The organism is Verrucomicrobiia bacterium (assembly GCA_019634625.1).
In the GTDB taxonomy this organism is placed as follows: domain Bacteria; phylum Verrucomicrobiota; class Verrucomicrobiia; order Limisphaerales; family CAIMTB01; genus CAIMTB01.
Genome location: JAHCBA010000047.1, coordinates 1 through 25355, shown reverse-complemented (window position 1 = coordinate 25355; position 25355 = coordinate 1). Strand labels below are relative to the sequence as shown.

General features: G+C 66.7%; 19 protein-coding genes and 1 pseudogene. 5 read left to right on the top strand and 15 right to left on the bottom strand.

Going from position 1 to position 25355, the window contains the following annotated elements; all coding sequences use genetic code 11:
• Positions 1-25 precede the first annotated feature (25 nt).
• Both KF833_20830 and KF833_20825 read left to right on the top strand, forming a co-directional pair.
• A complete protein-coding gene (locus tag KF833_20830; protein ID MBX3747760.1) occupies positions 26-2536 on the top strand; it encodes a DUF1800 family protein in 2511 nt (836 codons plus the stop codon).
• A 7-nt stretch (positions 2537-2543) separates the two neighbouring features.
• A complete protein-coding gene (locus tag KF833_20825; GenBank protein MBX3747759.1) occupies positions 2544-4217 on the top strand; it encodes a DUF1501 domain-containing protein in 1674 nt (557 codons plus the stop codon).
• Here KF833_20825 and KF833_20820 read toward each other — a convergent pair.
• The 4 genes and pseudogenes from KF833_20820 to KF833_20805 all read right to left on the bottom strand — a co-directional run bounded on the left by KF833_20820 (position 4169) and on the right by KF833_20805 (position 10235).
• Entirely contained in the window at positions 4169-7165 is a 2997-nt protein-coding gene (locus tag KF833_20820; GenBank protein ID MBX3747758.1) for a transglutaminase family protein, read from the bottom strand. The genes KF833_20825 and KF833_20820 overlap by 49 nt on opposite strands.
• A gap of 123 nt (positions 7166-7288) precedes the next feature.
• Positions 7289-7654: pseudogene (locus KF833_20815) on the bottom strand (IMP dehydrogenase).
• A 102-nt stretch (positions 7655-7756) separates the two neighbouring features.
• Positions 7757-8782 (bottom strand): alpha-E domain-containing protein, encoded by a 1026-nt coding sequence (locus KF833_20810; GenBank protein ID MBX3747757.1) that lies wholly within the window; start codon positions 8780-8782, stop codon positions 7757-7759.
• 16 nt (positions 8783-8798) lie between these two features.
• Positions 8799-10235 carry a circularly permuted type 2 ATP-grasp protein gene (locus tag KF833_20805; GenBank protein ID MBX3747756.1) on the bottom strand — a complete coding sequence of 479 codons (1437 nt, stop codon included), beginning with the start codon at positions 10233-10235 and terminating at the stop codon, positions 8799-8801.
• Between the two features lie 307 nt (positions 10236-10542).
• On the opposite strand from KF833_20805, the gene KF833_20800 reads away from it, so the two are divergent.
• Positions 10543-11346, top strand: coding sequence for a TVP38/TMEM64 family protein (locus KF833_20800; protein ID MBX3747755.1), 804 nt, complete (start codon positions 10543-10545; stop codon positions 11344-11346).
• 17 nt (positions 11347-11363) lie between these two features.
• Here KF833_20800 and KF833_20795 read toward each other — a convergent pair whose 3' ends face one another.
• From KF833_20795 to KF833_20785, 3 genes are all read right to left on the bottom strand, one after another.
• On the bottom strand, positions 11364-13328 hold the full coding sequence (locus KF833_20795) for a response regulator (GenBank protein ID MBX3747754.1): 1965 nt from the start codon (positions 13326-13328) through the stop codon (positions 11364-11366).
• 69 nt (positions 13329-13397) lie between these two features.
• Positions 13398-13850: a response regulator gene (locus KF833_20790; GenBank protein MBX3747753.1), complete on the bottom strand. Its 453-nt coding sequence runs from the start codon at positions 13848-13850 to the stop codon at positions 13398-13400.
• Between the two features lie 39 nt (positions 13851-13889).
• Positions 13890-15407, bottom strand: a complete 1518-nt coding sequence (locus KF833_20785; GenBank protein ID MBX3747752.1) for a PAS domain S-box protein — start codon at positions 15405-15407, stop codon at positions 13890-13892.
• 271 nt (positions 15408-15678) lie between these two features.
• Here KF833_20785 and KF833_20780 point away from each other — a divergent pair, with 271 nt between their 5' ends.
• Positions 15679-16179 (top strand): ferritin, encoded by a 501-nt coding sequence (locus tag KF833_20780; protein MBX3747751.1) that lies wholly within the window; start codon positions 15679-15681, stop codon positions 16177-16179.
• A gap of 90 nt (positions 16180-16269) precedes the next feature.
• Here the strand turns inward: KF833_20780 and mnhG are convergent, their stop codons facing one another.
• Genes mnhG through KF833_20740 form a run of 8 tightly spaced genes read right to left on the bottom strand, consistent with a single transcriptional unit; the run spans position 16270 to position 23268 of the window.
• Positions 16270-16683 (bottom strand): monovalent cation/H(+) antiporter subunit G, encoded by a 414-nt coding sequence (gene mnhG, locus KF833_20775; GenBank protein ID MBX3747750.1) that lies wholly within the window; start codon positions 16681-16683, stop codon positions 16270-16272.
• Entirely contained in the window at positions 16631-16939 is a 309-nt protein-coding gene (locus KF833_20770; protein MBX3747749.1) for a Na(+)/H(+) antiporter subunit F, read from the bottom strand. Before KF833_20770 ends, mnhG begins: the two co-directional genes overlap by 53 nt.
• On the bottom strand, positions 16936-17412 hold the full coding sequence (locus KF833_20765) for a Na+/H+ antiporter subunit E (protein MBX3747748.1): 477 nt from the start codon (positions 17410-17412) through the stop codon (positions 16936-16938). Before KF833_20765 ends, KF833_20770 begins: the two co-directional genes overlap by 4 nt.
• Positions 17409-18998: a hypothetical protein gene (locus tag KF833_20760; protein MBX3747747.1), complete on the bottom strand. Its 1590-nt coding sequence runs from the start codon at positions 18996-18998 to the stop codon at positions 17409-17411. Before KF833_20760 ends, KF833_20765 begins: the two co-directional genes overlap by 4 nt.
• Positions 18995-19351 carry an NADH-quinone oxidoreductase subunit K gene (locus KF833_20755; GenBank protein MBX3747746.1) on the bottom strand — a complete coding sequence of 119 codons (357 nt, stop codon included), beginning with the start codon at positions 19349-19351 and terminating at the stop codon, positions 18995-18997. The genes KF833_20760 and KF833_20755 overlap by 4 nt, the downstream gene beginning before the upstream one ends.
• Positions 19341-19886 carry an MnhB domain-containing protein gene (locus KF833_20750; GenBank protein ID MBX3747745.1) on the bottom strand — a complete coding sequence of 182 codons (546 nt, stop codon included), beginning with the start codon at positions 19884-19886 and terminating at the stop codon, positions 19341-19343. The genes KF833_20755 and KF833_20750 overlap by 11 nt, the downstream gene beginning before the upstream one ends.
• Complete coding sequence (locus tag KF833_20745) at positions 19883-22318, bottom strand: DUF4040 domain-containing protein (GenBank protein MBX3747744.1); 2436 nt, start codon at positions 22316-22318, stop codon at positions 19883-19885. The genes KF833_20750 and KF833_20745 overlap by 4 nt, the downstream gene beginning before the upstream one ends.
• Positions 22315-23268: a calcium/sodium antiporter gene (locus tag KF833_20740; GenBank protein MBX3747743.1), complete on the bottom strand. Its 954-nt coding sequence runs from the start codon at positions 23266-23268 to the stop codon at positions 22315-22317. Before KF833_20740 ends, KF833_20745 begins: the two co-directional genes overlap by 4 nt.
• 327 nt (positions 23269-23595) lie before the next feature.
• Between KF833_20740 and KF833_20735 the strand changes: the two genes are divergently transcribed.
• Positions 23596-25119, top strand: coding sequence for a putative Na+/H+ antiporter (locus KF833_20735; protein ID MBX3747742.1), 1524 nt, complete (start codon positions 23596-23598; stop codon positions 25117-25119).
• The last annotated feature ends 236 nt before the right edge of the window (positions 25120-25355 follow it).

Genomic DNA, 25355 nt, shown 5'->3' with positions numbered 1-25355 from the left:
TACGCTCGCCACCGTCAGTGTCCCCATGAACTCCTTGCTGTGCCGGACGGTGATGGTCCTGAGTCTCCTGCTCATCCCGGCCGGCCCCGCCGCCAGCCTCCCACCCGCCGATCCGTTTCTCGACCCGGTTCCACCGCGGCTGTCCCTCCACCCGGGCCCGGAAGCCTGGCGGATCGAGTGGACGCCCTATCCCCACGCCGAAACCTATCGCCTGCTGCGTGCGCCTGCGGTCGTCGGTCCCTATGTCGCGGAAACCGACCGGATCGAAGGCCTCGATTGGCCGGTGCCCGTCGGCGGTGCGATGGAATTCTATCAGGTCGAGGCCGTCCCCCTCTCCCCGGCCAGTCTCCTTACCTCGATTGCACTAAGTCGCCTTGCCTACGGACCCACACCCTCCGAACTGGACCGCGTCCGCGCCATCGGCCCGGAAGCCTATCTCGCCGAGCAACTCAGTCCCGAGTCCATTCCCGAAGATCTCCCGCACGACCGGCGCACGCCGTCCGCAGACTGGCAGTTCGTCACGACAACCGGCACCGGATCCAGCTCGACGCTCTACATCTACCTCATCGCCTCCGGGGAAGGTTATCTCGACGACCTCCAACTTGTCGCCGGCACCGAACCTGGCGCCGGCCCCAACCTCATCCGCAACGGAGACTTCGAGGAACCGCTGTCCGGGGAGGACTGGGTGGTCGGCGCCAACCATGCCGCCTCGGAACGCACCGCCGCGGTGCGGCGTTCCGGGCAGTACGCGCTGCACCTGCGCGCCTCCTCCCCCGGATCCACCCGCGCCTCAGCCATCGTCCAGACCCTCACTCCCAGCCTCTCGTCGAGCCGCTCCTACACCCTGAGTTATTGGTGGCGCCCCTCCGAATCCCGGCCGGCGCCCCTGGTGATCCGCCTCTCCGGCAGCGGCATTGTCAGCCAGCCCGGCACCCTGCGCGACCGCTTGAGCGAGGGTTCGGCCGACCTTGCCGACCTGCGCGCCTGGCACACCCTCAACGCCATCCACGCCCGGCGCCAGCTCCTCCAGATCCTCCTCCAGTTCTTCGACAATCACTTCGTCACCCAGCACTCGAAATCCGCCCGGTATCTCGATGCCTACCACAGCGGCGGCGCCGAGGAGTATCTGGCAACGGAACTCGAGTTCCGGGAACTGGAACGCTGGCGCCAGGTGCTGCTCCGCCCCGACGGCACCTTTCGCGAACTTCTCACCCTCAGCGCCGAAAGCCCGGCGATGATCCTGTATCTCGATACCGTCAACAACCGCGGCGGCAACGGCCGCATCGCCAACGAAAACTACGCCCGCGAACTCCTCGAACTCTTCACCTTCGGCGCCGACAACGGCTATGACCAATGGGACATCGAACAGATGGCCCGCGTCTGGACCGGCTGGTCCGTCCGCTATGTCCGCCCCGACCAGGCCGCCAATCCCTTCGCCCCCCTCTCCGACCTGCGACGCCCCGGGGCCGCCCCCAACGCCACCCGCCCCAACGATCTCATCGGGACCTGGTCCCTGGTCTTCAAGGATTACAACCACGACACCGGCCCCAAGCATCTCTTCTATCTCGTCCCGCCCTCCGGGGATCCCGCCGACCCCGGGGTGCCACGCACCTACCCGGCCCGGTTCGGCCCCCAACTGGCCGGCCTTCCCTATGCCCTCACCGTGCCGGGCCTCCGCGGTACCAACGGCATCCGCGAAGGTTACCAGGTGCTCAACCACCTCGCCGACCAGCCGTTCACCCAGGAGTACCTCAGCGTGAAGCTGTGCCGCCTGTTCGTGCACGATGACTTTCATCACGGTCACTACGACTACTCCGCCCCCGATCTCTCCCCCGAGGCCGCTCTGGTGAAGGCCTGCATGGACGCCTGGGCCGCCACCGAACCCAAAGGGCAGATCCGTCATGTCCTCACCACCCTCTTCGCCTCCGATCCCTTCCGCCGTCACGGCGCCGCCCAGCAGAAGGTGAAGACCCCCTTCGAATTCGCGGTCAGCGCCGTCCGCGCCCTGATGACCGACCCGTCCCAGGGCGCCCCCGCGACCCTGGTCGATCCGGCCGCCCTCCATGATCTCATGGACCGCGCCGGCGCCATGGAACTCTTCGACCGCACCGATCCCGACGGCTATCCCGAGTCCGGCCCGCCCTGGATCAGCGCCGGCACCCTCGCCGAACGCATCCGTTTCGCCCAGGCCCTGCTCATGCCGGTGGCGTCCGGGTATTCCGCGCGGACGGGCGAGGTCGGCTTCAGCCTGGTCCATCCTCTGGCCCTCGTGGAACAACGGCTCCCCGCGGAACTCCGCGCCGATTCCCACGCCGTTGCCGATCTCTTCCTGGGCCTGCTCTTCCCCGCCGAAGGGCGCGCCAACCTGGCGTTCTACCGCGACCTCGCGGTGCGCTTCCTCGACACTTCCAACGACGGTGTCCGCTCCGATCCCTTCGCCCGGCTCGCCACCACCGGCGCCCCGTCGCCCTACGAAATCCGGCTGCGCGGCATGGTCGCACTCCTCCTCTCACTCCCGCTGATCCACGAACAATAGGCCCGCCATGCACTCCCGGTTCTCGATCGTCTCCCGGCGCCGGTTCCTCGGCCGCGTCCTGCCCCTCGGCGCCTGGGCCGCCCTCTCCTCCCTCACCGACGTTCCGCTCGTCGTCCGACGTGCCCTCGCCGAAACCTCGTTGGGCCGACGCGGCAGGAAGCTGCTCTTCCTCTTCCTCCGCGGCGGGAACGACGCCCTCAACTCCGTCCTGCCGGTCGGCGACGACGCCTACGGCCCGTCCATCCGGCCCACGCTCGCCATCCCCACCGATCCCGGCCTCGACTACTCGGCCAAAGGCCCCTGCGACTTCCCCGAAAGCGGCCCCAACCGCCCCACCTTCGACTACGGCTACGCCCTGCGCTCAGGCAACGGCTTCGCCGCGCTCCATCCCTCCCTCAAGTTCCTCGCCCCCCTCTACAACGCCGGCGAACTCGCCATCCTCCATCGCGTCGGCTACCCCCAGCAGTCGCGTTCCCACTTCGACTCCCAGAACTACTGGGAGACCGGCAATCCCAACGACGACTTCAGCCGCGACGGCATCCTCTACCGCACGCTCATCGAGTCCGGGCTCACCCAAACCTCCCCCCTCACCGGCGTCTCCTTCCAGTCCTCGCTCCCCCTCATTCTCCGCGGCTCCCAGGCGGCGATGACCAACCTTTCCGACCCCGGCCGCTACAGCCTCCGCGGCATCCCCAACAACGCCGCCGGCACCGCCAAGGCGGAAGCCGCCCTCCGCGCCGCCCTCGAAGCCCCCCTCCCCGACAAGCGCAACCGCGACCTCCTCCACCTCCAGTACCGCAATCTCGCCGAGACCCTTTCGATCTTCGCCTCGCTCGACTTCAGCGAGGCGGGCAACACCTTCCGCGATGCCATTGCCACCGACGGCGACACCGACCCCTACCACCTGTTTCCCACCACCAACGCCAAAAACGGCGGCTACGCCCTCCATGGCAATGACCCCTCGAAATACGTCGTCCCCACCGGCAGCAGCAGCTTCTTCGCCCGGCTCAAGTCGGCCGCCATCGTCCTCAACAAAACCGATGCCATCGTCGCCGGCACGGAGTTCGGCGGATTCGACACCCACAGCGACCAAGGCGGCGTGACCGGTTCCCACGCCAACCTCCAACGCCGCATCGCCTGGGCCCTCTACGCCCTCCAACGCTACTTCACCCGCTACGCCGATCGCGCCCACTGGAGCGACGTGGTGGTGGTCACCCTCTCCGAGTTCGGGCGCACCACCCTCCAGAACGACGATGCCGGCACCGACCACGCCGAGGCGGGCGTCATGTGGGTGGCCGGCGGCGCCCTTCGCGGGTACGGCCGTTCCGACCATGGCTCCGGCCTGTTCGGCATCTCCCCCGGCGACCGTGCCAACGGCCAGTCAGTCCCCTGGATCAACGGCCCCAACGGCTCGATGTTCGGCGTCAAGCGTCGCTACCTGAAACGTGCCATCGACTACCGCTCCGTCCTCGGCGAACTCATCCGCGATCACCTCGGCGCCTCCCCCGACCAGCTCGGCCGCATCATCCCCGGCTACCGCGATCCCGCCGAACACCTCCAGTCCGGCGGCATCTCCGGCCTCGATGCCGCCCGCATCCTCGGCGAACTCAACCTGGTCCCCACTCCCCCCCTTCAAGCCCGACGCAAATCCAGCGTGAACGGAAGATCCGCATCCGGATGAGGTTCGGCCTTCCGAGGCGTCATCGGCCCGGGCGTGTGCCCGTGCCGGAAGAAGCGCGACAGCCGCCGGCTTTCCGCTTCGTAGGCGTTGACCGGCAGGGTCTCGTAACTCCGCCCGCCGGAATGCATCACATGGTACGTGCATCCGCCCACACTCCGGCCGTTCCACCCATCCACCACGTCGAAGACCAGCGGCGCATGCACCCCGATCGTCGGATGCAGGCAGCTCGCCGGCTGCCACGCCCGGTAGCGGACGCCCGCCACCCGTTCCCCCCGCGTGCCAGTCGGATGCAGCGGCACCGCCACCCCCCCCACGGCGAGGACAAACCGTTCTGGAATCCAGCCCCGCACCCGGACCTGGACCCGTTCGAGCGACGAATCCACATAACGCACCGTGCCCCCCGCCGCCGGTTCCTCCCCCAGCACATGCCAGGGTTCCAGCGCCTGCCGGACTTCGAGGTGGATGTCGCGCACCTCGAGATCCCCGATCTGCGGAAACCGGAACTCGAAGTGCGGCGCAAACCATTCCTCCCGCATCGGACATCCGTCGTCCCGCAGTTCCGCGATGACCTCGCCCAGATCCCGCCAGATGAAGTGCGGCAGCATCCACCGGTCATGGATCTCCGTGCCCCACCGCACCAGGCCGCCCTCGTAAGGTCGCTTCCAGAACCGCGCCACCAGCGCCCTCACCAGGAGCTGCTGCGCCAGGCTCATCCGGGCATGCGGCGGCATTTCAAAGCCCCGCATCTCGAGCAGACCCAACCGTCCCGCCGGCCCCTCGGGCGCGTACAGCTTGTCGATGCAGAACTCCGCCCGATGCGTGTTCCCGGTCCCATCCACCAGCAGGTTCCGGAACAGCCGGTCCACCAGCCATGGCGGCACCTCGCCCGACCCGGGCACCTGGCGGAACGCGATCTCCAGCTCGCGCAACGAGTCGTTCCGCGCCTCGTCCACCCTCGGACTCTGACTCGTGGGCCCGATGAACAGGCCGCTGAACAGAAACGACAGGCTCGGGTGATTCTGCCAGTACGCCACCAGGCTCCGTAACAGGTCCGGACGCCGCAGCAACGGCGAGTCCGCCGGACTCGCCCCCCCGATCACCAGGTGGTTCCCCCCGCCCGTCCCCGAATGCCGCCCGTCCAGCATGAACTTCTCCGCGGTCAACCGCGTCTCCCGCGCCTCGGCGTACAGCACCTCGGTGTTGCGCGTCAGTTCCTCCCACGTCCGTGCCGGATGCAGGTTGACTTCGATGACGCCCGGGTCGGGCGTGATCTTGAGCGTGTTCAACCGCGGGTCGCGCGGCGGCGGGTAGCCCTCGATCACCACCGGCCGATCCAGCGCGCCAGCCGTCTCCTCCACCGTCGCCAGCACTTCCAGGTAATCCTCCAGCGTCTCCATCGGTGGCAGAAACACGTGCAGCCGCCCCTGCCGCGGTTCCACGCACAGGGCGGACCGGACCACCCAGGACGCCGATTCGCCCCGCCGCAAAGGCGCCATGCCCTGCGGATCCCCTGCCCGGGTTCCCGACTCGGCCCCCATCGGCCTCACCATCGGCCGACGTGGCGGAGTCGCGCCGCTCACCCACCGTTGCCGCGCCGGCAACGGACCCCGCGGCTCCCATGGATCCCTTTCGATCACGTGCGGATACTCCCCCTCGACCACCCAGGGCAGCGAATCGAGCGGCAACCGGAGGCCCATCGGGGAATCGCCCGGAATCAGGTAAAGCCGTTCCGGCCGGACCGTCCACGGGCCGCTCACCCAGACCCCGTTTCCATCCCGCCCGTCGCGACGCAACGGAAGCACATGCCCCACCACCCGGTCCAACCCGGCCTCGAATAGGCGGGCCAGCCGCGCCCGCTCCTCCTCGTCCCGCAGGTTCGACTCGAAGGGATCCACATTCGCCGGCAGCCGCCGTTCCTTCCACAGGTGATACCAGACATCCTCGTAGGCCGGCCGGATCCACGTCACCCCGCACCCCAACCGCTCCGCAAGCGCCTCGATGAACACCGCCGAATCCCGGTCCGTGAATCCGTAGTCCCGCCGCCGGTCGGCCAGCAACTCGTCCCGCACCCACACCGGTTCCCCATCCTCCCGCCAGTAACACACGTGCGCCCAGCGCGGCAGCGGTTCGCCCGGGTACCATTTCCCCTGCCCGTAGTGCCGGAATCCGCCCGGGATCAGGCGCCGCTGCAACCGCTGCAGCAGTTCGTCCGCCATCCGGTCCTTTCCAGGCCCCAAGGCCGCCAGATTCCATTCCTCCCCGTCCATGTCGTCGATCGAGACAAAGGTCGGCTCCCCTCCCATCGTCAGCCGGCAGTCGTGCCGCGCCAGCACCGCGTCCACCCATCGCCCCGCCCGCTCGATCTCACTCCATTCCTCCTCCGTGTAAGGCCGTGTCACCCTCGGTGACTCGTGAATCCGCGACACCCGCATGGTCACTTCGAGGGTGCTCTCACACGCCTCCACCAGTCCCGACACCGGCGCCGCGCTCTGCGGATCCGGCGTGGCCGCCACCGGGATGTGTCCCTCGCCCGTCAGCAGCCCCGAGGTGGGATCCAGCCCGATCCAGCCCGCCCCCGGCAGGTACACCTCGCACCATGCATGCAGATCCGTGAAGTCCTTCTCCGGACCGCTCGGGCCATCCAGCGACTTCACATCGGGCGCGAGTTGGATCAGGTACCCGCTCACAAACCGCGCCGCGAATCCCAGGTGCCGCAGCACCTGGCACAGGAGCCAGGCGCTGTCCCGGCACGAGCCGGTCCCCTTCTCAAGGGTCGTCTCCGGTGTCTGAACCCCCGGCTCCAGCCGGATCAAATACCCGATGTCCTTCCACAACCGCTGGTTCAGTCCCACCAGGAAATCGATCGTCCGCATCCGCCGGTCTTCATCCTTCCGCGCCGCCGCCGTCCCCGCCACAGGCAGATGCCCTCCCCCATGATGAACGTCCATCCCCACCTCGGAATGAGCGGTCCCCGTCAGCGTCCCCGCCTGCCCGCCTTCCGCTCCGGCAACGGGCGCCCCGAGCAGCCAGGCCCGCAGTCCCTCCAGGTACGTCGCCAGCCGCGGCGTCTCCGGCAGCCGCACCTGGAATGGCGCCAGCTCATGCGCCAACTCCGGGGCGTATCGAAACGGCACATGCTCCGCCTCCGGTTCGAGAAAGAAATCGAACGGGTTGAACACCGCCATCTCCGTCACCAGATCCACCTCGACCACCAACTCCCTCGCCGGTTCCGGGAAAACCACCCGCGCCAGGTAGTTCGACTGCGGATCCTGCTGCCAGTTGATGAAGTGCCCCCCCGGCTCGACCCGCAGCGAATAACTCAGCACCCGGGCCCGCGTATGCGGCGCCGGACGCAGCCGGATGACCTGGGGGCCGATGGCAACAGGGCGTTCATACCGGTAGTGGGTGCGGTGATGCAGGGCGACATGGATGGCCATGGGAAATGGGAGGGTTGATCCGACGAAACAGGCTCCGTCCCCGCACCGCCGCCCAGGGGGGCTCTGGTCGGTACCGTCGGGGACAGGAAACGGGGGTTGGCGCTACGACTGCTGTTGTTGCTGCTGCTGCTGCTGCTGCCGTTCCACTTCGGGATCGGCATCGAGATAAGGCAGGAAGATGTAGGCCTCGAACAGCGCGTCGCCGATGGCGTTCAGCCGCACCTGGACCTGGTCGAGATACTCGTGCAGGCCCATGTCGAAGATCTCCTCCACCGTCCCGAACTGCAGTTCCCCCAGCAGGCGCCCGGAATGCTTCTCGGCGTCGTTGGTGAACCGGTGCGACGGCGTCCCCCCAATCCGCCGCAAGGCGGCGTCCAGGGTTCCAACACAGGTCCGCACTGATCGCGGAAACTCATCCGACAAGACCAGCAGCTCGACGATCCGCGCCGGGTGGAGATCCGCGCCATACGTCTGCCGGTATCCGTCCATCGCGCTGCACGACCGGAGCACCGCCACCCATTCCAGGGCGTCCGTTTCGTTGATCGGCCCCGGCATGCCCCGGGTCGGCAGCGTCTGGTACCGCACATCCAAAATCCGGGTGGTCTTGTCGGCCCTCTCGATCATCCGTCCCGCCCGCATGAAGTGCCACCCCTCGTTCTCGAGCAGCGTGCCCTGCACCAGCCCCTGCAGATACAGCGACGACCGTTTCACCTCGCTGCAGAAGTCGTCCGGAGCATTCATCCAGACCTCCCGCGCCTGCGCCGAACGCAGGAACAGGTACAGCCGGTTGATCTCCTCCCACATCTCCTGGGTGATCTGGTCCCGCACCATCCGCGCATTCTCCCGCGCCTGCGCCACCGAACTGACGATCGAGTTCGGGTTCTCCGGACGGAACACCAGGAAGTCGGTGATGGTCTGGCCATTGGCCTCCGGGTACAGCTCGAAGAAGACCTTCTCGTCCCCGGTGCTCTGCACGATGGGCACCCAGTGCTCGGTCAGCCGCCGGTCATCCAGGTTCCGAAAATCCAGCAGCATCTGCAGATTCACATCCACGATGCGCGCCGTGTTCTCGGCCCGCTCGATGTAGCGGCTCATCCAGAAGAGGGAGTTCGCAACGCGGCTCAGCATGGTCGTTCCCCCCGTGTCATTCGTCCCCGTACAACACCCAGGTGTCCTTGCTCCCCCCGCCCTGGGAGGAGTTCACCACCAGCGACCCCTCCCGCAACGCCACCCGCGTCAACCCGCCCGGCAACACAAAGATCTTCTCCCCGCTCAATACAAACGGCCGCAGATCAATGTGCCGCCCGCTGAACGCCCCGTCACAATAGGTCGGGTGCCGCGACAGGCTGATCACCGGCTGGGCAATGTAGTTCCTGGGATCCGCCACAATGCGCTCCCGGAACGCCGCCAGTTCCTCCCGCCCCGCCTGAGGCCCCATCAGCATCCCGTACCCCCCCGACTCATTCGCCGCCTTGACCACCAGCTCCGGCAGATGCTCCAGGATGTATCGCCGGTCCTCCTCCTCGCTGGCCAGGTACGTCGGCACGTTCTCGAGTATCGGGTCCTGGCCCAGGTAGAACCGGATGATCCGCGGCACGAAATAGTACATCACCTTGTCGTCCGCGATCCCCGTCCCGATCGAGTTCGCCAGACTCACATTCCCCGCCCGGTACGCGTGGATCAGCCCCGGCACCCCCAGCGTCGAGTCCTTCCGAAACACCGTCGGATCCAGGAAATCGTCGTCGATGCGCCGGTAGATCACATGCACCGGCTTCAACCCCTTCGTCGTCCGCATGAATACCCGCGCATCCTGCACCACCAGATCCCGCCCCTCGACAATCTCGATCCCCATCTGCCTCGCCAGATACGTGTGCTCGAAATACGCGCTGTTGAACGGCCCCGGCGTCAGCAGCACCACCGTCGGTTCCGCCACCCCGGCCGGCGCGATGTAACGCAACGTCTTCAACAGCACGTCCGGATAGATCGCCACCCCCCGTACCCCCACCGCCTCGAACATCCCCGCAAAGCTCCGCCGCATCGCCCGCCGGTTCTCCAGCACGTACGACACCCCCGAGGGACATCGCCCGTTGTCCTCCAGCACCAGGTACTTCCCATCCCGGTCCCGGATCAGATCCGTCCCGCAGATGTGCATGTAGATGTCCCGCGGCACCTGCGAATTGACAAACTCCCTCCGGAAATGCCTCGCCGACAACACATACGACGGCGGGATCACCCCCTCCCGCAAGATCCGCTGCTCGTGGTAGATGTCGTGCAGAAACAGGTTCAACGCCGTGATCCGCTGGATCAACCCCGCTTCCACCCGCTCCCATTCCTTCGCCGGAATGATCCGTGGAAACAGGTCGAACGGGAAAATCCGCTCCGTCCCCTCCTTCTCTCCGTACACGTTGAACGTGATCCCCTGCCTCAGAAACGCCAGGTCCACCGCCTGCCGCTTCTGCTGGAACTCGTCCACCGTCAATGAGTTGAATCGCTCCAGAAAACGCCGGTAGTGCGGACGCACCGCGCCCTCCCCGTTGACCAGTTCGTCGTAGAACGCCCCGCCCTCGTATCGGTCCAGCAACACGCACGCAAAACCTCGCGTGCCGCCCGTCCGGACTCAAGCCCAAGCCATCGCCCATTTCTGAATTCCGTTCATTCGATCCATGAACGGGAAGCACCATGGAGCCCCCACCATGGAGCCCCATCCGTATCGTCGGTCCTTCCGCCGCCCTTGTCGCGCTATCTCGATCGGGTTCCTCCTCGACCGGGAATCGGTCCGGAGACTACGCTCGTTCCCCCGGTCGGCGCATTGTTCCGGAAGGGCAACAAGGAAGGCCCCAACACGAAAGGCCCTTGCGGCCTTCGGAAGGGTTGAAGATCGGTCATCCATGGAACCACCCGAACCGGGCCAGCACCCGACAGGAGATCGACCGGAACCGCCGGAGGGTACCCGGCCCCGGGAAGCATCCGAGTGGGACACGCTCGTCGCCTTCTTCCGGCGTCTGGGTCCCGCGGCGTGGCTGGGCCTGGCCTGGGGCGCGCTTCCGCCCCTCGGTGGCTTTCTGGTGCTGTTCAACCTGGGACCGATCTCCGAGGTGCTCCGCGGCGAAGCCGAGGCCGGGACGGTGCGGCTGGCCCTGGGCATGGCGGTGTACATCGCCTTCTTCATGGTGAGCGCCGGTTGCGGGTTCCTGCCCACCTACTCCCAGGCGATCCTCGCCGGCTATGCCTTCGGGGTTCCGGCCGGGTTTGGCGCGGCCTGGGTCGGATTCGGCGGCGCGTCCATGGTGGGCTTTCTGATCTCCGGGAGGCTCGCCCGGGCCCGTATCGAGCGCGAGATCCAGCGCGAGGCCAGGGTCCGGGCCATTCGGGATGCGTTGGTGGGATCCGGTTTCGGCAGGGCCCTCCTAATCGTGACGCTCGTCCGGGTGCCGCCCAATTCGCCGTTCGCGCTGATGAACCTGGCCCTTTGCGCCTCCGGGGTCGCCAGGCACACCTACCTGCTGGGAACGCTCCTCGGCATGGCGCCCCGGACCTTTGCCGCAGTCCTGGTGGGCAGCCAGATCGTCGATTGGTCGGATGTCGGGAAGCCGCGCTGGATGATCGTCGGCGGGATTATTCTGACGATCACCGCGCTGGGGTTGATCGGGACCATGGCGAACCGGGCCCTGAAGCGGGTGACCGGCCCCTAGCCGGCTCTTCGGCCCGTTCAAAGTTCGGACCCCGACGCCCCCGCAAGCACCTCGTCCAGAATCTTGAGGAGCGACGCCGCCGAATACGGCTTCGCCAGAAACCGATGACACCCCGCCTGCGTGGCGGCATGGGTCTGGCTCTCGTTCCCCACGCCGCTGGTCGCCACCGTAATCACCGCCGGGTTCATCGCCTTCAACGCCCGGATGGTGGAGGCCCCGTCCAGCATGGGCATCATCATGTCGGTCAGGACCACGGCAATCTCCTTCCCCTGCTGCGCGTACAGGGCCAGCGCCTGCGGACCGTCCTCGGCCAGCAACGTCCGGTACCCGAACGCCTCCAGCGTGCACTGGGTGATCTGCCGGATCGCCGACTCGTCATCCACCACCAGCACCAGCTCGCCGCGGCCCCGAGGCAGAATGCCCGCCGTCGGCGACGCCGGCACGTCCCGCACATCCTTCCCCGCCGGCAGATACACACGGAAGGTCGTCCCCTTCCCCACCTCGCTGTACACCGTCACGAAGCCGCCGTGCGCCTTGACAATCCCCTGCACCGACGCCAGCCCGAGACCCGTTCCCTTCCCGATCTCCTTGGTCGTGAAGAACGGATCAAAAATGCGCTCCAGCAGCTCCGCCGGAATCCCGGTCCCGGTATCCACCACCGTAAACACCACGTAGGGACCCGACGTCGCCTCCGGATGCATGCGCGCCTGATGATCGTCCAGGACCAAATTGCCCGCGCTCAAGGCCAGCACCCCCCCCGCTCCCATCGCATCGCGGGCATTCAAGGCGAGGTTGGTGAACACCTGGTGCAGTTGCGTCCGGTCCCCCAGGATCGTCCAGGCATCCGGATCGACCGTGACCCGGATCTCGATCGCCTTGAGGAACGTATCGTTGAAGATCCGTGCCAGGCTGGCCAGCAGTTCGGCCGGCCGGATGGGCGCATGCTGCCCCTCCACTCCCCTCGCAAACATCAGCACCTGCCGAACCATGTCCGCCCCCCGCTGCGCACTCTCCGCCAGCGTCTGCAGGATCGCCCGGCCCTCCTCGTCGCCAACCTTCTCCCGCAACATGTCCACCGACATCACGATCGGGGCGAGCACGTTGTTCAGGTCGTGGGCAATCCCTCCCGCCAGGGCTCCGATGCTGTCCATCCGCTGGGATCGCAGCACCCGAACCTCCAGTTTCTTGCGTTCGGTGATGTCGGTGGCAATCAGCAGCACCGACTTCGCCGCCCCCCCTTCATCCCGCACCAGCGTCATCCGGGTATCGGTCAGGACTTCCTGCCCCGACCGAGTCTGGGTGGTCAACTCGCCCATCCATTCGCCAGTCTCCAGGACCTGGCGCCACGCCGATTCCACCCCCCGCGGCTCCCGGTACAAAAATTCGCGGACATCCCGGCCCATCACCTGGTCCGACATCCACCCATACGACCGCTCGGCGCTCCGGTTCCAAAACCCCACCTTCCCCTCCATGTCGATCGCCAGAATGGCGTCCCGCGCCTCGTCGAGGAGCACCGCCTGCTCGCGAATCCTCATCTCGCTCCGAACCAGCTCCCGCGTGCGCCGGTCCAGTTCCACCGCAACCCGGTGCCGCTCAACCGCAAACTGCAACGCCTTCCCCAGCAGATGCGGATCGGCATCCCCCTTCACCACGTAATCCTGCGCCCCCCGCGCCAGTATCCGCGACACCAGGTCGGCGTCCCGCGTCCCCGTCAGAACTACCAGCGGCAGCTCCGGCGCCTCGCGCCTCAGCCGATCCACCGTCTCGATCCCCTGGCTGTCCGGCAGGTTCAAATCCAGCAGCGCCGCGTCGTACCGGACATCCCGCAGCCGGTCCAGGGCCTCCGTCAAACGCGCCACACTCGTCAGTCGAAGCCGGGGTGTCTCCAACTGCCCCGCCATGTCGCACACCAGCAGGGCATCGGTGGGATTGTCCTCCAGAAAGAGGACCTCCAAATGCCGCCCGGTCTTCTCGCCATTCATGAACGCCTCCTGCTCCTCCTTTGCCGCCCTACCTGCCGACGCCGACTCCCGCCCGGCCCGGGCCACGCCTTACGGGTCCTGGCGGGGCAGCGACACCACCCCGAACCAGAACTCCCGGATGGACTGGATGACTTCGGCGAACTTGTAAAACTCCACCGGCTTGGCGACGTAGCAGTTGGCGTGCAGATCGTACGACCGCGCAACGTCCTCGTCCGCCTTCGAGGTGCTCAGGATCACCACCGGAATCGACTTCAGCTTCGGGTCGGCCTTGATCTCCGCCAGCACTTCCCGCCCCCCCTTCCGTGGCAGATTGAGGTCCAGCAAGACCAGGTCTGGCCTCGGCGCATCCGCATGCCGGCCCGTGCGCCGCAGAAACGCGATCGCCTCGACGCCGTCCTCCACCGTGAACAGGCGGTTCATCACCTTCGAGAACTCCAACGCCTCCCGCGTCATCAAGGCGTCCGTCGGACTGTCCTCGACCAGCAGAATGTCGATCGGCTTGTCGCTGCCCGTCATCTTCATGTCGTGTGACTCGCGCCGAATGCCGCCACCCTTCGAGTTTCAAGATGCCCCCAGCAAGGTAAAAAAAAAGGTGGTTCCCTCGCCCGGCTTCGATTCCACCCAGATGCGTCCCCCATGCCGCTCCACGATCCGCCGGCAGATCGCCAGCCCGATCCCCGTCCCCGGATACTCCCGCCGCGTGTGCAGCCTCTGGAAGATCCGGAACAGTCGCTCGAAGTACTGCGGCTCGATCCCGATCCCGTTGTCCCGGACCGAAATCTCCCACCACCCCCCACGCCGCTCGGCCCCAATCTGCACCCGGGGCGCCTCCGGACCCCGGAACTTGATCGCGTTCCCGATCAGGTTCTGGAACAACTGCGTCAACTGGGTCGGGTCCGCCTCCACCTCCGGAAGCGGGTCGTTCACGATCCGCCCCCCGCTCTCCTCCAACGCCACCGCAAGATTGCGCAGCGCCTCCGCCAGGGCCGTCCCCACCGTGATCCTCTGGAACTTCCCGCCCCGCGTCCCCACCCGGGAGAACTCCAGCAGATCGTCGATCAACTTCCGCATGCGCTGCGCCCCGTCCACCACATGCCCGATCAACTCGTCCGCCCCCGCGCCCATCTGTCCCCCATACTTCCGTTGCAGGATCTGCACGCACCCCGCCACCGCCCGCAACGGCTCCTGCAGATCGTGCGAGGCCACATAGGCGAACTGCTCCAGATCGTGATTCGACCGCGCCAGTTCCTCCGTCCGCCGCTGCAACGCCTCCTCCGCCAGTTTGCGCTCGGTGATCTCCGCCCGGATCGCCACGTACTGGCGCGGGCGCCCCGCCTCATCCAGAAAGGGCACGATCGTCGTGTCCACCCAGTAGTGCGTCCCATCCCGGGCCCGGTTCTTGAGTTCCCCGTGCCACACGCCCCCCCTGCCGATGGTCCGCCACAGGTCCCGGATGAACTCCTTCGGGTGATGCCCCGAGTTGATCAGCCGGTGGTCCTGCCCCAGCAATTCCTCCCGCGCATACTTCGATATCGCACAGAACTTGTCGTTCACGTACGTGATCCGGCCCCGCGCATCCGTGATGGCCACGATCGCATGCTCGTCCAGCGCCGCCTTCAAGTCCTCGATCTCCCGAAACGACACCTTCAACCGCTCCTCCACCTCCGCAATCCGCCGGTTCTGCTCCCGCCGATCCTCGCTCACGTCCCGCGCAATCTCCGACACCCCCGCCCATCCACCCGCCCCGTCCCGAATCGCCGACCGCGTCACCGACACCTCGACCTCCCGCCCGTCGCGACCCAGTCGCACCGTCTCGTAATGCGGCACCCGCTCTCCCGCCTTCAATCGCCCCCACACCGCCTCCTCCCTCGCCCTCGACGATTCCGGAATCAATTCCGCCAATGCCCTCCCCAGGATCTCCTCCGCCTCATACCCCAGCAGCCGGACCGCCCCGTCGTTCCAGAACATAACCCTTCCAGAAGCATCGGTGCCCAGCACCGCATCGTCGGTACCCCGCAACAGAGCCTCGCTCAGCCCAGCCCCGGGAATCGCCACCTCCAATGAGTCGGACTTCTTCACGTCAGTGTCCCCACCCATGCCCGCCCCGCCCCGTTTTCGCAAGCCCGGTCTCGTCCCCCCCTCCGCATTCCGGAGTGACACCTTCCGGAGGGACGAGCTCCGCGAGTCCTCATCCCAACGCTCCACACCGTTGCGGCCTCGTGGAACTCGGCCCTCCGAAGCGCCGCTTCGAGGAGTTCGCACCCCTCCTCCCAACTGCGTGATGCACGGGGACGTTCCACCACACCGGACCCATTCTTGCACCCGGCACCCGAATCGGTACGCTGCCTGCATGGAACTGGACAACGCCATCGGTCAGGCCATCAACAACCAGATCAACCTCGAGTTCGCCTCCGCCTACGCGTACCTCGGGATGGCGGCCTACTTCGAGCACGAAGGATTTCCCGGCTTTGCCGCCTGGATGCGCCTCCAGGGCCAGGAGGAACTCGGTCATGCCTCCAAGTTCTTCGACTACCTCCTCGACCGCGGTGGCCGCGTGGACCTCAAGGCCATCGGCGCCCCTTCGGTTTCCTACGGATCCCCCCTCGCCGCCTTCGAAGCGGGCCTGGCCCACGAGCAGAAGGTCTCCGCCTCGATCTGCGCCCTCTACGAACTCGCCCAGCAGCACAAGGACTACCCCACCCTCTCCTTCCTGCGATGGTTCCTCGATGAACAGGTCGAGGAGGAAAAAACCGCTTCCGACATGATCGCCCGTCTGCGTCTGGCCGGCGATTCCGCCCCGGGCCTGTTCCAGCTCGACCGCCTCGCCGCCACCCGCGCCGAAGCCAAATGACAGGCAAGGGCCGTTGGCCCGCCACAACCGGCTCCGCCGCCGGCTCGGACAGGCCCCCGACCTTGCTGCTTGGCCACAGCTCAGGAGCGGTCAACCCCGACCCCGCCCGCCCGCCGCCTCCGTCGTGGCGTCCTGCGTTCCGTCCGGCATGAGCCGGGCCACCGGACGCTGTCGCCATCGCGGAATCTCGAGGTGGTACGCCGCCTGCGCCAGCAGATGGCTCGCCACCGGAATGGTCCCCAACTGGAACAGGATGGCCAGCGCCAGCTTCAGTCCCGAGCCGGTGTCGCCCAGCTTCACCCACGTCCCCATCAGAATCAGCGCGATGCCCAGACTCACCGCCTTGGCCACCGCGTGCGCACGGCATAGCGGATCGGGCAGCCGCAGCAGTCCCACCGCGGCGATCAGCATCATGATCACCCCCGCCACCAGCAGGATCCCCGTCATCACCTCAACCACGAGCCCCTCCTTCCCCAGCCGGCCGCTCACGCGTCCGCCGTTCAAGATTCCTCTGCAAGAACCGCGTCAACGCCACCGTCCCCAGGAACCCCAGCAGCGAATACACCAGGATCAACTCGAAGTACGCCGCCGTCTCCCGCAGCACCGAGACGATGGCCATCACCCCCACCCCCGATACCGCGATCAAGTCGAACGCCAGCATCCGGTCCACCACCGTCGGCCCCTTCGCCAACCGTACCAGGCCCAGCAGGACGGTCAGCCCCAGCGCCCCCAGACAAATGTGTAGCAGCGTGTCCATCATCGGGTGCACCGAAGCAGGGGGTTTCTCAAACCCACGTCAATCGACCGTCGCACCGCCTCCGGATCCCCCGCGTCGAAGGCATGCAGCAACAACGTCCGCCGGTCCGCCGACACGCTCACCGTCGTCGTCCCCGGCGTCAGTGTGATGCAGTGCGACAACACCAGGATCTCCAACGGCGTCAGTCCCGTCACGTCGTACTCGATGAAGTTCGGATCGATCCGGTCCCGCGAACGAAACAACACCGCCCTCGCCAGCTCGAGGTTCGCCGCCACAAACGCCCTCACAAAACAGACCGCAAAGGCCATCTGCGCCAGCAGCCGCCGCGAATAGTGCCGCCCCGGAAACAACCGCTCGCCAATCGCCACACACCCGAAGCCCAGCGCAAATCCCACCACGAAGGTCGCCAGCGACGGCTGCGGACTGATGAACGTCCACAACAACGCCAGAGCCAGATTGAGCAGGAACGGCGTCATGGCGTCCCTCCCGGAAACGGCAGGAACTCCCCCCCCGCCGCCGCTCCGTCCCCTGGAAGCGGTACCGGCAACACCCCCGGTATCCCCTCCTCCAGGCTCTTTCCACGCAAACCGAAAACCGCGTCCCGGTACCCCTCCTGGTCCAGCGTCATCTCCGCCGCCCGCCCGGCCAGTCGCAACAGCGGCTCGGCCCCCAACCCGATGGTCAGCGAAATCGCCGTCATCGCCCCGGCCACCACGGTCAGTGGCCGCCACCGCCGGTCCTCCCGCACCACCCGCACTTCCGCCTCCTCACGCCAGAAGGCCGCCAGCCAGATCTTGAGCATGCTGAACAACGTCAGGACGCTGGCCACCAGCGACGCCCCAACCAGCCAGTACTCCCGCTGCGCCAGGCCCTCGACGACGATCAGATACTTGCCCCAGAACCCGCTCAACGGCGGCAGACCCGCCAACGACAACGCCTGTGCCAGAAACACCACCCCAAGCCACGGCGTCGCCTTCCACAGGTGGCTCATCCGGTTGAGATCATCCGTCCGGTTCAATAGCGCAGCCACGCCCCCCACCAGAAACAACGACGATTTCACGATGATGTGATGCGCAATGTAGAAGATGGCCGCCGCCACGCTCAACGGCGTGAACAGCCCCAGCGCCAGCGTCATGAAGGCCACCTGGCTCAGAATGTGGAATGACAGAATGCCGCGGATGAAGTTCCTCGAGATCGCCCCCAGCACGCCCAGCAGCATGGTCGCCCCCGACATCCACGCAATCAGCCCGTGCAACGCGCTCATGTCGTGCGGCAACACCGTCGTGCACATCCGGATCAACACATAGATCCCCACCTTCGTCAGCAACCCCGCAAACACAGCCGCCACCGGCGTCGCCAGCGTCGGGTAGCTGTGCGGCAGCCAGAAGTAGAGGGGAAACAATCCCGCCTTCAGACCGAACACCAGCACGAACACCAGCCCCAGCGCCATCAACCGCGGGTCGCCCGACATGTCCGCCGCCCGCGCCGACATGTCCGCGAAGTTCAACGTCCCCAGCATCGCATACGACAACCCGGCCGCGCACAGGAACACCGTGCTCCCCACCGCATTCAACGCCAGATACGGAAATGCCTGCTTCACGTCCCAGTCGTCCGCCTCCAGCGTCAGCAGCGCGTAGCTCGCCAGCAGCAGCACCTCGAAGGCGACAAACAGGTTGAACAGGTCGCCCGTGACAAACGACAGGTTGATCCCCATCGCCAGAAACTGCAGCAGCGGCAGCCGCAACGGATGACTCCTCCGCCCCGGCATCTCGATGACCCCGTACACCGCCCCGGCCAGGATGGTCACCGCCGACAGCGTCAGCATCAGCCCCGCCAGCAGATCCGCGACAAACACAATCCCGTACGGCGCCACCCACGCTCCCAGGGGCAACGCCAGCACCCCCTCGTCCCAGCTCCGCCCCACCAGCATCACCGCAATCACCAGCTGCCCCGCAAAGGAGCCGATCGCCAGCACCCGCTGAAGCGTCGGGCGGGTCCCCAGAAACAACAGCACCAGCGCCGTCATCATCGGCACCAGCACCGGAAGCGCCACCAGGTTCATTTCGACTTCTCCCGTTCGTCCGGTTCGTCCGCAAACAGCTCCCGCGCATCCGTCGTCCGGCCGTCCAGGAACAGCCGGTACAGCAAGGTCACCAGATACGCCGTCACCCCGAACCCGATCACGATCGCGGTCAGAATCAGCGCCTGAGGCAGCGGATCCACCGCGTTCACCCCGGGTTCCATGATGGGTGCCTGCCGCCCTCCCGGTTCGCCCGACATCATCAGCACGAACAGATTGGCGGCGTTGGTGAAGATGATGAACCCGAAGAGGATCCTCACGAAGCTCCGCTGCAGCACCAGCCACAGCGCCACCGCAAACAACACCCCGGTCAGCACTGCCGTGTCAGCCTGCATCGTCCCCCTCCTTTCGAGCCGCCAGCGGGTCCCGGCCCAGTTCGTCAATCGCCTCCTCCACCGCCGCCGCATAGTGCCCATCCTCGCGCGGCCCGAACGGATGCATCCCCTCGGACGAGCGCCCCAGCACGACGATCATCTTCACCGACACCCCGACCACCACCAGGAACACCCCGGCATCGAAGGCCAGCGTCGTCCCCACATGCCACTCCCCAAACCAGGGCAGCTCCAGATGCCACATGAACTGCTCCAGCGGCGGCCGCCCCACCACCATCGGACCCAGCGCCGTCAACCCCGTCAGAAACAACCCCACGAAGGCCACCCGCGCCGCATCCACCCGGATCACCTGCTCCATCTCCCGCCATCCCAACGCGAGACTCAGCATGATGAACGCGATCGCCGAAACCAGGCCCCCGATAAACCCGCCCCCGGGCAGGTTGTGGCCCCGCAACAGCAGGTACACCGCCAGGATGTGCAGCACGAAGAACAGCGCCTTGGCCACCAACCCGAAAATCATCGAGCGCGACGGGTTCATCGGGCTTCCCTTTCCTCCGGTTCAAGCTGTGTCCCCAATCCCGGCGGCCCCATCGCTCCCGCCGCCCGCTCCTCCGGACTTCGCCGCCGCCGGAACAGCAACCCCAGGCATCCCAGCATGGCGATCACCAGCACCGTGATCTCCCCCATCGTGTCCACCCCGCGGAAATCCACCAGAATCGTGTTCACCGCGTTCATCCCCTCCGCCAGCGGCACCGTCGCCCGCGTGAACCACGGACCGATCGGTTCCGGATGCGGCCGTGCCGTCATCAACAGCCCCAACAACGTCATCATCGATCCAAACCCCACCGCCACCCCCGTCACCCCGGCCTGCTTCCACGACCACCGCCGGTCCCGCTCCTCCCCCTCCTGCGCCGAACGCGGGAACCGCGCCAGCAACACCACCACCAGGATCAGCGTCACCGTGTCCACCAGGATCTGCGTCAACGCCAGATCCGGCGCATGGTAGAGCACGAAGTACAGCGTGTTCAGAAACCCGAACACCGAGAGCGAGATCAATTGCGCAGGCCAGGTCCGCAACACAATCACCCCCAGCGCACTCAGGGCCATCAACAGCGCCACCACCACCCGCAACCCGTCCCAGTGCTGGCGCGACAGCCGTTCCCCCAGCATTTCGGTCAGGGGCGAAGCCGGCAACCGTACCGCCAGATACCCCCCCACCATCAGCACGGCGAAGGTCGCCGTGATCCGCAGCCACGCCTGCGGCGTGTCCGACCCCACCGCCTTGGTGAGGCCCTTCGCCAGTTGGCCCAGCCCGTCCACCCCGCGCTCAAACAGCAGATCCCACCGCAGCCACTTCGGCGTCCTCGCCCATCGCCAGCGCGCCCGTGTCCCCAGAACCACCAAAATCGTCCCCGCCGCCACCAGCGCCACGCTGGTCAGAAACTCCCGGTTGATCCCGTGCCACACATGCAGCTCGGACAGCGTCTCCACATGAAGTCCCGCGACGACAAACCGCTGCAACCCCGCGGACAACCACCCGGGCGCCACCCCGAAGATCAGCGCGGCCCCCGCCAGCAGCAGGGGCGGCACCAGGATCGGCCACGTGGGCGCGTGGAAATGCTCCTTCACCCGCGGCCCCTCCGCACCCAGGAAGATCCCCACGAAAAGCCTGAACGAGAACGCCACCTTCACCAGGGACGTCAGCACCACACTGACGATCGCCCACCACCCCAATCCCCCATGCACCAGCGGGCTGTCGAAGATCTCCTTCAACATGAGTTCCTTGCTCAGAAACCCGGTGGTCCCCGGCAACCCCGCCATCGACGCACAGGCCACCGCCATGACCGTCCCCACCACCGGCATCCGCCGCCACAAGCCCCCCAATTCGCGGATGTCCTTGAGATGCGTCGCGTGAATCACAATCCCCGCCAGCATGAACAGCGACCCCTTGTAAAACACGTGATTCAAAATGTGCAGATAGTCGTGCTCCACCCCACCCGCCCCACCCAGCCCGTAATACCCGATCAGGAACCCCAGCTGGCTGACCGTCGAGAACGCCAGAATCGCCTTCAACTCGCAGGCCAGCAGTGCCAGCACCGCCCCCAGCAGCAGCGTCGTGAAGGCAATCGTCCCCACCAGCGGCGGCCACCACGGATGCTCCTGGAAAATGGGAAACAGTCGCGCCGTCAGAAACACCCCGAGCTTCACCATCGTCGCCGAATGCAGATACGCACTCACCGGCGTCGGCGCCGCCATCGCGTTCGGCAGCCAGATGTGAAACGGGAACTGCGCCGACTTCCCAAAGGCCCCGAGCAACATCAAGACCATCGCCACCCCGGCCAGCGGATGCTCGAGGATCCCCGGCGTGACCATCAATTCCCGCAAACTCAGCGTCCCCCCGATCTCCCGCAGCAGCACAATCCCCGCCAGGGCCGCCAGCCCCGTCCCCGCCGTCACCAGCAGCGCCATCCGCGCCCCCCGCCGCGACCCGTCCTCCCCATGCAGGAACCCGATCAGCAGAAACGACGCGATCCCGGTAAGCTCCCAGAAGACAAAAAGCAGCAGCAGATTGTCCGACAACACCGTCCCCAGCATCGCTGCCATGAACAGCGTGAGATACGCGTAGAACCGGCCGTGATGCTCGTAGTGGTCGTCCAGGTAATGCCCCGCATAGAAAAAGATCAGCACCCCCATCCCGCTCACGATCAGCCCGAAAAACAACCCCAGCCCGTCCGGAAGGAATGCCAGGTCCAGCCCAAGCGTCGGGATCCAGGCCCACCGCACGTCCGGCACCGGCCCGCCCGCCTGCGCCTGCAGCGCCAGGCTCAGCAGCGAAAGGAAGGACACCAGCGGCAGTGCGATCGCCACCCACGCGGTCTTCCGTCCGAGGCGCCGCCCCACCCAGGCCACCGGCAACGCCGCCACCAGGGGAAGAAACACCGCCAGAAGAATCGCCAGGGAGGGAGTCATGTCGATTGCGCCCACAAGTAGCCCACGTATCCACCGTATCCGGCCAGCAGAAGCGCCCCCTCCGGCCGGCTCACCCGCAGCCCCGTCCGCATCAGCGGCAACAGCAGCACCGCCACCCCCGTCATCACCAGCAGGTCCACCGCCGCCATGCCTGTCGCCTCGATCGGCCGCAACACCCCGCTGATCCCAAGGATTCCCAGAAGATTGAAGACGTTCGACCCCACCACGTTCCCCACCGCGATCTCGTTCTCCTTGCGCCACGCCGCAAGCAGCGACGTCGCCAGCTCCGGCAGACTCGTCCCCGCCGCCACAATGGTCAGCCCAATCACCGCCTCACTGACTCCAAGGCGCCGTGCCATCCCCTGCGCACCCTCCACAAAGTAGTGCCCGCCCGCAATCAACAGGGCGAGCCCGCCCACGATGAACAACACGTCCCGGCCCAGGCTGCCTCCGGACGCCGGCAACTCCGCCGCGAACTCGCCGGCCAAGGGATCCGTCCGCTGACGCCGGGCATCGCTCAGCGTCCACACCGTGTAGCCGGCCGCTCCCACCAGCAAAACCATCGCCTCCCAACGCCGCAGCGCCCCGTCCCACAACAGCAGCGTCCCCACCGCCGTGACCCCGATCATCACCGGAATCTCCCGGCGCACGATCCTCGAATCGGCCCTCGCCGGTTCGATGAGCGAACATAATCCCAGGATGCACGCGATGTTCATGATGTTGGAACCGACCACGTTCCCCACCGCCAGGGATCCCTGCCCCAGCCAGGCAGCCTTCACCGAAACCACCAGCTCCGGCGCGCTCGTCCCGTAGGCCACCACCGTCAATCCGACCACCAGCGGCGATACGCCAAACCTCATGGCCAGCCGCGAACTGCCCCCCACCAGCCCCTCGGCCCCGAAATACAGCAGCGCCAGTCCCAACCCAATCCATCCAAGATCAGCCAGCATATCGGTGATTTCGGTGATATTGGTGATCTCAGAACACGCTCGGTCGCGGTCGCTGCTCCCCGCACCCCATCCCGCTCGAAAGCACCGCACGCCTCGCAGGACCCGCAGGGATTCCGGGATCGGAAGAAGCCTCCCTTCCGGCGCCGGTGCCCGCCTCGTTCGCGACGCTCTCCCGAGCCCCGGCGCGGAAATCAGATGTCAGCTTCCCGCCCCGTGTCAAACCGCGGATGCATCTTGCAGACCTTTTCCCGCAAATGCACCCGATCCACTCCGCTTCGCCACGAACTCGTTGTCGCTGCGACCAACGCCGTTACGCTCTCAAACGCGATGGCGCCCTTCCTCGCCCTCATCCTCCTGCTCCTCGCTCCGCCCGGCGCCGACGCGGATTCCGTCCCGACCTCCCAAGCCTCGTTCCCGCCCTCCCTGGACCACTACGCCGACACCCACCTCACCCGCCTGCCGGAGATCCTCGCCCACCGGGTCCGAGCCCATCCGTTCAACGCCACCGCAACCTTCCTCTTCGCCCTCGCCATCACCCACACCTTCGCCGCCCGTCGCTTCCGAAGCTGGGCCAGCACCATCGAGGAACACCACCAGTCCCGCTGGTGGAACGAGGTCCGTCAGGCCGAACTCGAAGGTCGCCCGCCACCCCGAAAAACAACCTCCATCCGGGGACGTTCCCTCCACTTCTTAGGCGAGATCGAGGTGGTCTTCGGCCTCTGGGCTGTCCCGCTCCTCGCCCTGCTCGGCTGGCAGCACGGTGTCGCCAGCGCCGTCGAGTACCTCGAGAACCGTGTCCAGTACCACGAACCCCTCTTCGTCGTGGTCATCATGACCCTCGCCGCCACCCGGCCCGTCGTGCACCTCGCCGAATCCCTCCTGCGTCGCGTCGCCAGTCTCGGCGGCGCCACCCCCGTCGCCTGGTGGTTCGTTCTCCTCACCCTCGGCCCCCTCCTCGGCTCGTTCGTCACCGAAGCCGGAGCCATGACCCTCACGGCCCTCCTCCTCGGCCGCCACTTCTATCGCTTCAATCCCTCGCCCCGCCTCGCCTACGCCACCCTCGGCCTCCTCTTCGTCAACATCTCCGTCGGCGGGACCATGACCCATTTCGCCGCGCCCCCGGTCCTCATGGTGGCCGATCGTTGGAACTGGAACCTCCCCTTCATGGCCCTTCACTTCGGATGGCAGTCCGCCCTCGGCATCCTCGTGTCCACCACCGTCGTCCTCACCCTGCTCCGCCGTGACTTCGCCATCCTGACCGACCCGGCCCGCCCCGAACCCGCCGGGATCGAACCCGCCGAAACCAATCTCCGCCCCGTCCCCGGCTGGATCACCCTGGTCCACGTCCTGGCAATGGCCTGGACGGTCCTCAACAATCATCACCCGGTCCTGCTGGTCGGAGGCTTCCTCTTCTTCCTCGCCTTCTACACGGTGACCGAGGACTTCCAAAGCCCGTTGGAACTGCGCGGCCCCATCCTGGTCGGGTTCTTCCTCGCCGGCCTCGTGGTCCACGGTGGCCTCCAGCAATGGTGGATTGCCCCAGCCCTCGGCGGCCTCGGGGAATGGCCGCTATTCCTCACCTCCGGAATCCTCACCGCCTTCAACGACAACGCCGCCCTCACCTACCTCGCCACGCTCGTACCCGGCCTCACCGAATCCATGAAACACGCCGTCGTCGCCGGCGCCGTCGCCGGTGGCGGCCTCACCGTCATCGCCAACGCTCCCAATCCCGCCGGACAGTCCATCCTCGCCAGCTTCTTCCCGGGCGGGGTCTCCGCCCTCCGCCTGTTCCTCGGCGCCCTCCTTCCCACCCTGGTCGTCGGCTTCTGCCTCATGCTCCTCCCCCACTGACCCGCCTCGGCGCTTCGCACCGCATGCCCATCGTCCAAATCGCCATCGCCATCGCGCAACGACTGGGCCAGGCCCTTCCACCCCTCCCCACCCCCCAACCCCACCCGCAACACTCCACCCAATCGCCAGGAACTCCGTGCATATGCACGATTCTTACGTTCATTTCCAGGTCCCTCCGCCGTCGCCAAGCCCCTTCCCAGCCAACCACGGCCACCACCCCTTCTATGCCACTCCAC

Excerpts from the sequence above, each read along its gene's own strand:
- KF833_20745 (MBX3747744.1), bottom strand. The coding sequence starts at position 22,318 with ATGACTCCCTCCCTGGCGATTCTTCTGGCGGTGTTTCTTCCCCTGGTG.
- KF833_20750 (MBX3747745.1), bottom strand. The coding sequence starts at position 19,886 with ATGAACCCGTCGCGCTCGATGATTTTCGGGTTGGTGGCCAAGGCGCTG.
- KF833_20740 (MBX3747743.1), bottom strand. The coding sequence starts at position 23,268 with ATGCTGGCTGATCTTGGATGGATTGGGTTGGGACTGGCGCTGCTGTAT.
- KF833_20735 (MBX3747742.1), top strand. The coding sequence starts at position 23,596 with ATGGCGCCCTTCCTCGCCCTCATCCTCCTGCTCCTCGCTCCGCCCGGC.
- KF833_20810 (MBX3747757.1), bottom strand. The coding sequence starts at position 8,782 with ATGCTGAGCCGCGTTGCGAACTCCCTCTTCTGGATGAGCCGCTACATC.
- KF833_20770 (MBX3747749.1), bottom strand. The coding sequence starts at position 16,939 with ATGATGGACACGCTGCTACACATTTGTCTGGGGGCGCTGGGGCTGACC.
- KF833_20760 (MBX3747747.1), bottom strand. The coding sequence starts at position 18,998 with ATGAACCTGGTGGCGCTTCCGGTGCTGGTGCCGATGATGACGGCGCTG.
- KF833_20830 (MBX3747760.1), top strand. The coding sequence starts at position 26 with ATGAACTCCTTGCTGTGCCGGACGGTGATGGTCCTGAGTCTCCTGCTC.
- KF833_20820 (MBX3747758.1), bottom strand. The coding sequence starts at position 7,165 with ATGGACGTTCATCATGGGGGAGGGCATCTGCCTGTGGCGGGGACGGCG.
- KF833_20790 (MBX3747753.1), bottom strand. The coding sequence starts at position 13,850 with ATGAAGATGACGGGCAGCGACAAGCCGATCGACATTCTGCTGGTCGAG.
- KF833_20765 (MBX3747748.1), bottom strand. The coding sequence starts at position 17,412 with ATGACGCCGTTCCTGCTCAATCTGGCTCTGGCGTTGTTGTGGACGTTC.
- KF833_20825 (MBX3747759.1), top strand. The coding sequence starts at position 2,544 with ATGCACTCCCGGTTCTCGATCGTCTCCCGGCGCCGGTTCCTCGGCCGC.
- KF833_20800 (MBX3747755.1), top strand. The coding sequence starts at position 10,543 with ATGGAACCACCCGAACCGGGCCAGCACCCGACAGGAGATCGACCGGAA.
- KF833_20755 (MBX3747746.1), bottom strand. The coding sequence starts at position 19,351 with ATGCAGGCTGACACGGCAGTGCTGACCGGGGTGTTGTTTGCGGTGGCG.
- KF833_20795 (MBX3747754.1), bottom strand. The coding sequence starts at position 13,328 with ATGAATGGCGAGAAGACCGGGCGGCATTTGGAGGTCCTCTTTCTGGAG.
- KF833_20780 (MBX3747751.1), top strand. The coding sequence starts at position 15,679 with ATGGAACTGGACAACGCCATCGGTCAGGCCATCAACAACCAGATCAAC.